Annotated in this window: 12 protein-coding genes; 10 read left to right on the forward strand and 2 right to left on the reverse strand. The window is 39.5% G+C overall.

Annotation, left to right across the window (positions count from 1 at the left end):
* Positions 1-92 precede the first annotated feature (92 nt).
* Complete coding sequence (locus J2756_RS06955) at positions 93-836, forward strand: tRNA(His) guanylyltransferase Thg1 family protein (RefSeq protein WP_209584025.1); 744 nt, start codon at positions 93-95, stop codon at positions 834-836.
* 55 nt (positions 837-891) lie between these two features.
* Positions 892-1293: a Mov34/MPN/PAD-1 family protein gene (locus J2756_RS06960; protein WP_209584027.1), complete on the forward strand. Its 402-nt coding sequence runs from the start codon at positions 892-894 to the stop codon at positions 1291-1293.
* A gap of 288 nt (positions 1294-1581) precedes the next feature.
* On the opposite strand, the gene serA is transcribed toward J2756_RS06960, so the two are convergent.
* Positions 1582-3153, reverse strand: coding sequence for a phosphoglycerate dehydrogenase (gene serA, locus J2756_RS06965; protein ID WP_209584029.1), 1572 nt, complete (start codon positions 3151-3153; stop codon positions 1582-1584).
* 302 nt (positions 3154-3455) lie between these two features.
* Between serA and J2756_RS06970 the strand changes: the two genes are divergently transcribed.
* Both J2756_RS06970 and J2756_RS06975 read left to right on the forward strand, forming a co-directional pair.
* The gene (locus J2756_RS06970) at positions 3456-3800 is read left to right on the forward strand and encodes a heavy metal-binding domain-containing protein (protein WP_209584031.1); all 345 of its coding nucleotides are present in this window, start codon (positions 3456-3458) and stop codon (positions 3798-3800) included.
* A 222-nt stretch (positions 3801-4022) separates the two neighbouring features.
* Complete coding sequence (locus J2756_RS06975) at positions 4023-4778, forward strand: hypothetical protein (protein ID WP_209584032.1); 756 nt, start codon at positions 4023-4025, stop codon at positions 4776-4778.
* Positions 4779-5061: 283 nt separating this feature from the next.
* On the opposite strand, the gene J2756_RS06980 is transcribed toward J2756_RS06975, so the two are convergent.
* A complete protein-coding gene (locus tag J2756_RS06980; protein WP_209584035.1) occupies positions 5062-6057 on the reverse strand; it encodes a transcriptional regulator in 996 nt (331 codons plus the stop codon).
* A 57-nt stretch (positions 6058-6114) separates the two neighbouring features.
* Here J2756_RS06980 and J2756_RS06985 point away from each other — a divergent pair, with 57 nt between their 5' ends.
* The 6 genes from J2756_RS06985 (at position 6115) to ahaH (ending at position 12479) form a co-directional block, all read left to right on the forward strand.
* Positions 6115-7404 (forward strand): tRNA(Ile)(2)-agmatinylcytidine synthase, encoded by a 1290-nt coding sequence (locus J2756_RS06985; RefSeq protein WP_245315976.1) that lies wholly within the window; start codon positions 6115-6117, stop codon positions 7402-7404.
* A gap of 268 nt (positions 7405-7672) precedes the next feature.
* On the forward strand, positions 7673-9064 hold the full coding sequence (locus J2756_RS06990) for an MmgE/PrpD family protein (RefSeq protein ID WP_209584040.1): 1392 nt from the start codon (positions 7673-7675) through the stop codon (positions 9062-9064).
* Between the two features lie 135 nt (positions 9065-9199).
* Positions 9200-10105, forward strand: coding sequence for a peptidase (locus tag J2756_RS06995; protein WP_209584043.1), 906 nt, complete (start codon positions 9200-9202; stop codon positions 10103-10105).
* Positions 10106-10145: 40 nt separating this feature from the next.
* Positions 10146-11045, forward strand: a complete 900-nt coding sequence (locus J2756_RS07000; RefSeq protein WP_209584045.1) for a fumarate hydratase — start codon at positions 10146-10148, stop codon at positions 11043-11045.
* Between the two features lie 137 nt (positions 11046-11182).
* The gene (locus tag J2756_RS07005) at positions 11183-12055 is read left to right on the forward strand and encodes a citryl-CoA lyase (RefSeq protein WP_209584047.1); all 873 of its coding nucleotides are present in this window, start codon (positions 11183-11185) and stop codon (positions 12053-12055) included.
* A gap of 109 nt (positions 12056-12164) precedes the next feature.
* A complete protein-coding gene (gene ahaH, locus J2756_RS07010) occupies positions 12165-12479 on the forward strand; it encodes an ATP synthase archaeal subunit H (protein ID WP_209584050.1) in 315 nt (104 codons plus the stop codon).
* Positions 12480-12487 lie beyond the last annotated feature (8 nt).

Genomic DNA, 12487 nt, shown 5'->3' on the forward strand with positions numbered 1-12487 from the left:
TTAAAAAAACAGCTGAAATAAAATCACTGAACTTTTTTAGAACTATGGTATGTAAAAATGATAGTATCTGTGAAACTAAGAGTTGAATCAACATGAAGGAATGTGAAATTTTCTCCAATCTGAAGATTCCCTGCGGGTCCAAGATCCTTTTGAGAATGGATGGACGGGGTTTTTCAAAGCTCTCCCGGAGAATTGGATTTAAAAAACCCTACGATATAGATTTTGCCAGGGCAATGGTTGAAAGCTGCAGGATGTTCTCAGAGGAGTTTGCCCCATCCTTGGTTTACACCTTCTCAGATGAGATAAACGTACTGCTCTCAGACGTTCCATTTGGGGGGCGTGTTGAGAAGCTGGACTCTGTTTTTTCAGGTTTCATATCCAGTGCATTCACAGTATCCCTCATGAAGGTGCCTACCTTCAGGAAGTACATGGATGGATCCAAACCCATATCCTTCGACTGTCGCATCATACCAGTATCCAGGGACATGGTTGTTGATTACTTCAAAAACAGGCAGGACGAAGCCTGGAGAAACTGTATCAACGGATACGCCTACTGGATGCTCAGGGAGGATCACAGCAAAGAGGAAGCTGTTGAACTACTGCAGATGAAAAAAAGCCGGGACTTACATGAACTGATATTTGAAAGGGGGATCAACATAGTGGAAGTTCCTGCATGGCAGAGGCGGGGAATTGGAATGTACAAGAAGAGGGTTCAGGTTGAAGGTTACAATCCCATATCCCGGAAAAATGTTGTATCTGAACGTTTAAAACTCTTAGAGGACTGGAATCTGCCCCTATTTGATGAAACATTTTTAAAAAATACTGAAATCCTTTAATATTATTTAGATCATGTGAAGTTGGATTTGAATCATATAAAACTGGTGAATTGAAATGTTGGGATTTGGAAGGAAAAAAATCGAATATGTGCAGATCGACAGTGAGCTCATTGAAGAAATCATGAACATTGCAAAGGAAGCTTATCCAAATGAATTCAGTGCAATGCTCCAGGGAAAAGTTGAGGATAATATTTTAAAGATAGAAGGACTGATATTTCTCCCGGGAGCTGCCTCTGAAAGCGGCGCTGTAATGGAGATATTCATGATGCCCATGTTAACAGATGCAGTTGGCTCTGTGCACAGCCATCCTGGATACGATGCAAGCCCATCAACTGCAGACCTCCAGTTCTTCTCAAAACAGGGCTCATTCCATATTATAATAGCCCAACCATATGATGTTGACAGTATCAGGGCTTACGATACCTTTGGCGAGCCTGCAGAATTTGAAATTGTCTGAAGGGAGTGAAACTATTTAAAAGTTTAAAATCTTTGAATAAAAAAATGGTTTTTTATAACTGGGACACGTGTTAAATTATAAAATAATTAAACTTTTTTTTAATTGTAAACCTATAAAAATATAAAAATTAGTAAAAAAGAGATTTAAAAAAAATCAGGCCTTGAAGGTATAAATAAAGCCATATTATCCTTTAAAAGATAAATAAAAAGTTGATATTTAATTATATTTAATATTAAGGCAAAAACTCAATATTTATAATTAAATCTCATGAATTTAAGCTTCAAAGTATTACAAATCCACTGCAACAGCGTCGTAAACATTTTCAAGCTTTTTAAGTTCTTCGATCACGTTGGATGGAACACTCTGGTCAACACGCAGAACCATGACAGCTTCACCACCAAGTTCTTTACGACCCACCTGCATTTTAGCTATGTTTATGCCGTGTTCCCCCAGTTTTGTGCCTATTGAACCAATTATTCCAGGTATGTCCCTGTATCTGACGATTAACATGGTCCCCTCGGTTTCAACATCCACCTTGTAGCCGTTTATCATGACGATCTTTGGTTCACCAACGAAGATTCCTTCGATACTCATCTCTGTGTCATCGGATTTAACATCAATTTTTATAAGGTTTTTGTAGCCCTTAGCCTCACATCGTTTAGATTCTGTTATGATTATGCCCCTGTTTTCAGCCATTGCAGCTGCATTCACCATGTTCACTGGTTCTGTGAGTATGGGGTTCAAAACTTCCTTGATTATCATCCTGGTGAGAACACCTTTTTTCTGGAATTCTGCAAGTTCTCCGCAGTAAGTGATGTTAATCTCATTGATGTTGCCTTTGGCTGTTTGTATAATGAATTTTCCAAGTTTCTCTGTGAGTTTGAAGTATGGTTTTATGACTTGAAAGGTTTCAGGGTCAAGTACCGGCATGTTAAGAACGTTTTTGGGCGATTCACCTTTTAGAACCTTTTTAACCTCATTTGCAACGATTATTGCTGCATCTCTCTGTGCTTCTGCTGTTGAAGCAGCTATGTGTGGTGTCAGGACAACGTTGTCAAGTTCGCAGAGGGGATTGTTTTTTGGAGGTTCAGTTTCAAATACATCGAGACCTGCACCCCTTATCTGGCCTGTTTTTAATGCTTCGTAAAGGTCTTCTTCGTTTATAATTCCTCCCCTTGCACAGTTAACTATGAATGCATTTTCCTTCATTATCTCGAACTGTGGCTTTGCAAGGAGGTGTTTGGTTTCAGGGGTTAATGGTACGTGTATGGTCATAACATCTGAGTTTTTAAGAAGGGTTTCAAGGTCAACAACTGTTACTCCAAGCTCTGATGCTGCTTCCTCAGTTATGTATGGGTCGTAGACAAGTGTATCCATTCCAAATGCTTTTAAACGGGTTACAACCTGGCTTCCAATCCTTCCCATCCCAATAACACCAAGGGTTTTGCAGTTGAGCTCCAGTCCCATGAATTTTTTCTTCTCCCATTTAGCTTCCTTAACAGATTTGTCTGCAATTGCTATTTTCCTTGCAAGTGAGAGTATGATTCCAATTGTGTGTTCTGCAACAGTTACTGATGTTGATTCTGGTGCATTTACAACCATTATTCCCCTTTCAGTTGCTGCGGGAACATCAACGTTGTCAACACCAACTCCAGCCCTTGCTATGATCTTGAGTTTGTCAGCAGCAGCTATGACATCAGCAGTTAACTTGGTTCTGCTTCGGATCACTATGGCATCAAAATCTTTTATAACCTTTAAAAGATCTTCTTTTGTGATTGAAGTGTCCACAACAACTTCTGCCGCATCTTTAAGCTCATCTATTCCTTTTTCATTTATTTGATCAGCGATAAGTACTTTCATCTTTTCAGCTCCAAATCTCATTTTTATATTAACATCAGATTGAAATTTTCTATATAATTAATTGGATTGAAATAGTTTAAAATTTGTTGTTAGTTCTAATCTTAATGAATGTTTTAATGAATGTTTTTAAAATTGAGCTTATTGAATTGATGCACATTCTTAGGATAAAATAGAAAATTACAAATCAACCTTAACCATAAAAAAACACCCAATGAATTATAATGATGAATACAATTAATAGAAGGATAGCAATAAAAGGATTGTAATAGACTGTAAAAATAATGGAAATACGAGGTGTTAATATGGTTTCTGTGGATGAATTCATAATCGTTAGCTCAAACTACATTCCAGGATACGAAGTTCTGGAAACCAAGGGATTTGTATACGGACTTACTGTGAGAAGCAGGGGTGTTGGAGGGCAGGTCGGTGCAGGAATCCGTTCTATGTTTGGTGGAGAGATAAAGGAGTACGTGCAGATGATGGAACAGTCAAGGAACGAAGCCCTTGAAAGATTGATCCAGCACGCTGAGGAAATGGGTGCAAATGCAGTTATAAGCACACGTTACGATTCAAACGATGTTGCAAACATAATGCAGGAAATACTTGCCTACGGAACTGCAGTGGTTGCCCAGAAAGTTGAAGAGTAATATCTTCAATTTCTTTAGAATTTATTCCTAATATCAACATATTCCTAATATCAACACAACTAAATCTTAAAAATGAGATCAAAATATTTTAATCAATTATTTACACCTAAATTTTTACACCTAAATATCAATCAGATCATACTGAATATTACATTAAAAAAAGTATAATCAATAAAAAAAATGATTAAAATTCTATTTTAAAATTCAAAAAAGGTCATAGAAATGCTTGAAGGAACTATTAACATCAGTGGGAGAGAAATTCCAAGAACCCTTCTTGGAACATCACCCTTCACAGGAATTGAAGCTGCACATTTCGGTCATAGAGCCATGCTCTACCAGCTAGATTTTCATGAAAATCCGGAAAAAGTCGCTGAAATAATCAGAAAATCCTATGAAATGGGAGTAAGAGGAATTCAGCTTATTCCACATCCATGGATAGTTGAAGCCCTTAAAATGGCCGTAGAAGTGGGCTGTGACATGGATATCATTGGTACGGTTCGTCCAGAAAATTCTTCAGATGATGTTGCCACCCTCTCTGAACTCGGTGCATCTGCCATGATCCTGCACCCTGCAACGGTTGATAAAATGGATTTTCAGGCTGTTGAAGAAGATTTACAGTTAGTTAGGGATGAAGGTGCAGTTTCAGGAGTTGCAACCAGTTTTCCCTTCCAGATCACTGAAAGACTCATTGGATCCTCTGTTTCTGACCTTTTCGACATTTACATGATACCCCTGAACAGACTGGGTTATCTGATGGACTGTGAGGGCTACCAACCTGAAGACCGTGTGAAACTCGAAGGCATGATCAAAAAACTGGATAAAACAGTTCTTGCCAGTAAAACCCTTGCTGCAGGAATATTACAACCATCTGAAGCATTTGATTACATTAAAACAGTTGATTACGTAGATATGGTGAGTGTGGGCATTGGATCAGTTGCTGAGGCAGAGGAAACCTTCAGGATCATTGCATCCAAATGATTCATTGAAACAAATAGAATCCGCTCATGAAGGTTGAATTTCCTTTATTTTCCCATTTTTATCTTATTCTAAATCTTATTCTAAGATTTGAAGAAGGTTTTATAGGATTAAAAGTATTTAAGCAGGTTTTATAAAATTTATAAGATTTTTACCGGTTCAAATGAACTGAAGGATCATTTTAAAAAGGATCATTTTAAATAAATATTAAAAGAAGGATCTGCAATATTTGTTTTTAAATTTAATTGATTCAATAGGTTTAAAATAAAAATAGAATGTTAAAGGATTAACTGCACTCTTTACGTTCGCGCACAACCCTTAGAAATTCCTTTGAAGTTTTCATCTCTTCCATTTCCCAGCTGTGAACCACTGGAATTCCCTCGATACATTTCAAGTTCCTTTTACCTTCCATTATGAAAACTGCATCAGTACCTGTTACTCCTGAAAGATCCTTCACATTCACTGCCATCTTCTTTAAAACAGTTTGGTTCCTGTTTTTTTCAAGGTTAGTTATTAATGGGCCCTGATTTTTCTGGATGTCACGTAAAACCTCTGCTTCAGGCTTTGCAAGGGCATCAAATGGTGTTCTGTTGGTTGGTACCACACCAAAGCCAAGGTCAACCAGTTTTCTTGGCTGGTTTTCAGTTTTACCAGTTTTTGCATTGGGCCTTGTAACAGTTGTTTCATGTTCTGGAACCTTAAAAAGATCCACTGAAAGTGTTATCCTCATGTTTAAGATGCTCTCAAGGATCATTGCAGTTTCTGGAAATGCACGTACCATTCCATGTTCGTACTTGTAGATGGTTTCCCTTGATACATGGGCAAGATCCGCAAGATCCTTCAAGGAAAGGTTCTGTTCTTCCCTGGCTTCTTTTATCACATTTCCATCCATCCTTACGAAGTATCCTCCACGATCCGCGAATATTTCAGGATATATCTCCTCAAGGACCATGCTCCGCAGGGTTTCAATGGCAATTACAGGTATTCCATGTCGTTCATAAACAACGTCCTCTTCCAATAATTCACTTTTAGATTTAAGACCCACTATGAGTGGTGATGCCATGAACATGCTTGATAATTTTTTTATTTCCTCTGCCTGTTCTCCTGTGAAGCCGTCAACATTTATGAGAACCTTCATTAGGAGAAGTAGAAATTCATTTCTTGCAACCATATCGAAGCAGCTTCTATCATATATATTAGAAGTTTCAAAACCATGACTTGATAGAAGCTCGTTTATTTGAACTAAAATATGATCTCTTTGAGCGGGGATGTTACCTTGCATTTGGGATCACCTAGGTGAATTAATTATGAATTATGCTATGAAATTATGGATGATATTATGAATGATATGAGTAATGTATTGTTGAATGATGTATTGTACGTTGGCATTGATGACACTGATTCCCAGGAGGGAATGTGCACCACTTATATAACTTGTGTTATAATTCGTGAACTTAAAGATTGTGGTTTTAAAATCCAGGGCTACCCGCGTCTAATACGCCTTAACCCATTTGCACGTTTCAAAACCCGTGGAAACGGTGCATTATCCTTTAAATTACTGGTTGATTCAGATGAAGAAATTGAAAAAGCTAAAAAAATTGTTTTAAAGGAAGTTGAAGAACTTTCAGAGCTTGGGGAGGAGAGGACGAATCCTGGAGTTGTGTTCTACAGTGGAAAGATCACCCATGAGTTGAAAGAATTCTCAATCAGAACCATACAAAATATAGTAACCATAGAAGAAGCAGAAGAACTTGCAACCAGTGTGGGGGCAGAATTCTTTAAATTTAAGAAGGGAAGGGGAATAATTGGTGCACTTGCAGCCATAGGATGCCCCCTTGATGATCGGACCTACGAATTTCTGGCATACAGAACCCCTGAAAACCGTGGAACTGAAAGGATGATAGGCCATGAATCTGTCAGGGAGATGAACAGACAGACCTACCCTGAAACCTTTGACAACGTTGATGATGGTTACACTGCAATAGAACCCCACACACCCTGTCCTGTTTTGTATGGTATACGTGGTGAAAGCCCTGAAGCTGTAAAAAAAGCCCATGATATGGTGGAGGTTGGTGAAACCATTGAAAGTTACTGCATCTTCAAAAGCAACCAGCACACAGATATGCACCTCCAATTTATTGATGAGATCAGTGAAATGGAACAGTTCAAGTGCTACATATTCGAGGCAGAGGTATCCCAGAATCCCCATGTGATCGAGGGAGGTCATATCATATTCACAGCGGCTGATGGATCCGGGGAGATTGAATGTGCTGCCTACGAACCAACCAAGCAGTTTCGAGATGTTGTGCGGAAACTGGCCCAGGGTGACAAGCTCAGGATCTACGGAGGGATAGGTGAAAAGGGAACTCTAAACGTTGAGAAGTTCGAGATCCTGGAACTTGCACCCACCTACAAAACACTTAACCCCATCTGCAAATGCGGAAAGCGTATGAAATCAGCAGGTGCTGGTAAAGGTTACAAATGCCCTAAATGCGGTGAAAAACTTCGTGAAGCTGAAAAAGAGAAGATACCAGTTTCAAGGAGTATTGAAAAGGGTTTCTATGAAGTTCCGCCGTCTGCAAGGAGGCACCTGAGCAAGCCCATTGTGAGGATGGGTGAATCTGATTAACAAACCTTTTTAAAATCTTTTTAATGTTTTATTTAAAATACCCTTTTTGGGGATCTTATAATTTTTTAATGTTAGTTGTTTTTTTAGTAATTTTTATGACTTATTTTTTTATGAAAACAGTTTTTATTGTTTTATCTGATCTAATTCCACATCATATTTAATAATAGTTCAATGCTCCTTATTGTTCAATAACCTTCATTATTAATAATAATTATGTGGATCTTAATAATTCCTGGGATGGTGTTCCACCAACATAAGTTTATGTTTGATGAGACAAGTTTATAGATCGATGAAAATTGCAGAGAAACTTGCAGAACTCACAGCCAAAACCAGCTACAGTAAAATCCCTGAAGAAGCTGTTCAAATGGCGAAGCTGTGCTTTGTAGACTTTTTATGTGTTGCACTCAGGGGATCTCAGGGTGAAAGCAGTGAAAAAGTTAGGAACATCATTTTTCAGGGTGGAAGTTCAAGCATCATTGGGGCAGGAAAGTCCAGTCCACTTGATGCAAGCCTTGCAAATGGAGTTGCAGCCCATTCAATGGATCTTGACGATGGCCACAGATTTGCACAGCTTCATCCAGGCTGCTGCGTTATCCCAGCTGCACTGGCACTCTGTGAATCCCAAAAAAAAGATGGAAAAGATTTTATAAGCTCAATTGTGGCGGGTTACAACGCTGCAGTAACCATTGGAATGATTGCAAACCCCCAGCACAGAATGAATGGTTTCCACAGTACAGGGACCTGTGGAACCTTTGGGGCAGCAGCTGCAGCATCCAGAGCAATGGACCTGGATTTAGACGAAACTGTGAATGCCCTTGGGCTTGCAGGTACTCAGGCAGCAGGCCTCCTTGAATCTGACCATGCAGGAACCATGGGGAAACATCTCCATGCAGGTAAAGCAGCACAATCAGGAGTTATCTCTGCACTGCTTGCAAGGGAAGGTTTCACAGGAGCTGAATCCATAATCGAAGGAAAAGAGGGATTTTTAAATGGGATGGCAGGCGGGTGTTCTGAAACCTTACTGGAGTCCAGGAAAATTATTTTAGATGATGATCTTTTAAGAAACCCCCACATTCTCGAGGTTTACTTCAAGAAGTATCCCCTATGCAGGCACCTGCACTCCTCGATAGATGCACTTATGGCCATTTTAAGTGAAATTGAAAATGATGATGTGAAACATGACCTTGAAGATGAAATTAAAACCATTATCATCAGGACCTACAGAATTGCCTCAGAACACAACAACTACCAACCACAGACCCCAGAATCTTTAAGGCAGAGTTTGCCCATGAGCATTGCAACGGCAGTTTTAAATGGTTTAAACCTGGAAGAACTTGATATGAGTTCCATGAAACCTGAAATCAATGCAATTTCCAATAAAGTTAAGATAGTGTTTGACGAGGATCTGGATGATCTCTACCCATCCATGCGACCATCTGAGGTTACATTAACCCTTAAAAATGGGAAAAAATACATTAAAAGGGTTGATCTGCCTTTGGGAGAACCTGAAAATCCCCTTAAGAGGGCTGAAATCATTGAGAAGTTTCAAAGGCTCAACCCTGACTTTGATGTTGAGGTTCTGGAGGTTATTGAGGATATAGAATCCTGTAGTATGTGTGATTTGATGGATGTTCTTGATAAAAATTTGAATCATCCATAGCAGGACTGGAAGTGAATATAATAGAAAAAATCCACAGTTGTTTTATAAAACCTGATATTTTTTTATTGGAATTAAAAGTTAAAATAAATCTTAAAAAATTAAATAACAATATTTTAATTATTAAAAAGTGATTTTATGGATACGAAGGATTTTTTAAGTAAAATAGGTATAGATGAAGGCATTCATGAACCATCTGAATCAGATAAAAGGTTTCCTGATGGAGCCCAGTACAGGTTTGAGGTTCCAGGAATCCAGAGCCCTGGAGCCATGACCTCACTGCTGGACGCTGCAGATAGTTACGGCGTGAGAATTCACAGGGTAACCCAGACCAAAGGAATCATGCTCCTCACAGACTCTGAAATTGAGGAAATGGCTGAAATTGCAAAGGATGCTAAAATAGAGCTCTTTCTAAGTGTTGGGCCTCGTGCAACCTACGATACAAGTGCATCTGCCAACACATCAGAGGGTGCGAGGATCGGTTACAGGCTTCGTGGTTACCATAACCTCGTATACGCAGTTGAGGATGTGAAACGTGCTGCATCCCTTGGTGTCAGGGGAATAGTTGTCTACGATGAGGGTCTGCTCTGGGTACTAGGTAAGATGCGTGAAGCAGGAGAACTGTCTGAAAAGGTTCATTTCAAGGTTTCAGCCCACTGCGGTCATGGAAACCCTGCATCTGCAAAACTCCTTCAGGAGATAGGTGCAGATTCATTCAACCCTGTTCGTGACCTGCAGATACCCATGATGGCAGCTATACGCAGGGCAATTGATATCTCCCTGGATCTTCACATGGAAAATCCTAAATCTTCAGGTGGTTTCATAAGGCACTACGAGGCCCCTGAAATAATAAGGGCAGCATCCCCTGTTTACCTTAAAACTGGTGGAGCTGTTGCAGCCCATCATAGCTGGGACACAAACCAGAAGCAGGCTGGAGAGCGTGCAAGGCAGGTTCTTCTTGTTCAGAGCATGATCAACCGTTACTACCCTGATGCAGAGATTTCAAAAAGGGACACAGAGGACATGTCAATTCCTGAAATTTAATTTCAGATAATAGATAATATTAAATAGGGACGTATATTAAATGGAAATAGCTGAAATAGTTAAAAATGCAGTTTTGGAGGCCAGCACAACCTTCCGCAGGGATCAGATCCATGCCTACAGAAGGGCCATTGATATGGAAGTGAATGAAAATGCCCGCTGGGTTCTTGAGCTTCTTCTTGAAAATGCAAAGATTGCCCAACGGGAAAAAATGCCCCTCTGTGATGATACTGGAATTCCACACATTTACCTTGAAGTTGGGGAGGATACTATCCTTCCAGGAGGCTTTTTCAAGGAAATCAAAGAGGGTGTGGCATGGGGTTTAAGGGATCTTCCAGCAAGACCCATGGCTGTACGTGGAAATTCCATTCAAAGGTTAGAACAGAGTAGTGGACTTTATGAAGACCCCGGAATGTTGTTTCCACCTTCTTTCTTTGTTGACACCATCTCAAGGGACATTTCTCGAGATCAGGGGTCTGAAAATGGAGTTGGAGATGGGGTTAAACTTCATGTTCTCATGCTCGGTGGGGGTCCAGAGATCAGGGCACACACTTATAAAGTTTTCCACAAGCGGGATCATAGAAAAGTATTTTGGGAAGTGAAAACATGGTTGAGATCAGAGATTCCCATGCTTGGCTGCACTCCATGCATTCCAGCCATAGGTATTGGGAGAACTCATTTTGAAGCTTCGTCCTTGATGCTGAAAGCAATGGCATATGGGGACCTTAACAAACAATCCGAACTTGAAAAGGACATAACTGAATCTCTTAACAGTTCCAATACAGGTGCTCTTGGTATTGGTGGCTCTGTAACTGCCCTTGGATCCTTCATCAAAGTAGGTCCTCAAAGGGCCAGCGGTGTTCGAATAGTATGTGCCAGACCATGCTGTTGTGTTGAACCCCGAAAATCGTCTGTTTATATACCTTCCAAATCTCTGGGATGATTCTAAGGATTTAAAAGAGAGATTGGAAATACTTTTCCTAAGATCCTACTCAATTTAAATTGAATTAAAGAATATAAAGAATAAATTCATGATTAGGATCTTCAGATTTTGGAATTAATTATGTTGAAGTGATTAAAATGGCAACTGAAAGAGAAACCATGGAAAAAATTCTTGGGTTTGACAACGTGAAATGGAGAACATCCATAACAAAGGTTGAGCCAAACAGGATCACAACAAGAGGATACTCACAGGAAGACCTCATAGGTAATATTTCATTTCCGGAAATGGTGTATCTCCTGATAAAAGGAGATATGCCCTCTGAAAATGAGTCGAAGATGTTGGAAGCTGTTCTTGTATCATTCTGCGATCATGGAGTTACACCTCCAAGCACCCAGGTGGCAAGGTTAATGGCGTCTGCAGGTTCACCTATGAATTCATGTGTTTCAGGAGGGATTCTAGCCTTTGGAAAACATCATGCCGGAGCACTGGAACTTTCAATGAGGTTGCTGCAGGAAACGATTTTTGAAGGGTTTTCAGATTTCACAGGAGAAATGTCTTCTGAAAATCTTAAAAAGAAGGTAAACACACTTGCAGAGGTTATTGTTGATAAATTCGCCCAAAATAACCAGAAGATACCGGGTTTTGGACACAGATATCATACGGAGGACCCCCGGGCTAGAAAGCTCTTGAAACTTGCAGATGATTATGGTTTTTCAGGATTACATACACAACTGGCCCTTTCAATTCAGGATATTCTCTATGAAACAAAAGACCTTCGTATGAACATCGATGGTGCCAATGCAGGAATACTTTCAGACATGGGCTTTGATTGGAAGCTGGGAACCGGTATTTTTATGATGGGAAGGCTTCCGGCATTAGTTTCACATGTTCATGAAGAGCAGACAAATGAATCTCCATTTAGAAAGCTTTTTGAAACAGATGAAATAGAGTACAGTGGCCTTGAGGAGGGAAAAATGAATATATTGAATAAAATTGCAAATAAAGGCTGAAAATAGGATTAAACCCATTGGATAGATGTATTGAATACACATTTTGAAAATTAAATAGTAAAAGATATATATAATACTCAATAGACTTTGGCATATCATGGTGATTTAAATGACAACAATATCGGAAGCTATTACAACCATTAAAAAGGCTGAAAATGATGCTGATAACTTGATCGCGGATGCGGAAAAGAAATCAGCAGATCTGATCGAAGAATCTCATTCTAAAGCTGACGAAGCTGTAGAAAAAGCTAAAAAAGAGGCCCAGGAAAAATCTGAAGCCATTATCTTTGAAGCTGAGACAAAAGCTCAGAAAGAAGCCTACCAAATATCCAACAAAACTGATGAAAAAATAGAAATAACAAAGAGGAAAGCTACAGATGCGGTGGATGAAGCCGTAGCTGTGATAGTTAAAACTGTGTTATAGTGTGAGTA

It is taken from the genome of Methanobacterium aggregans, assembly GCF_017874455.1.
In the GTDB taxonomy this organism is placed as follows: Archaea; Methanobacteriota; Methanobacteria; order Methanobacteriales; family Methanobacteriaceae; genus Methanobacterium_C; species Methanobacterium_C aggregans.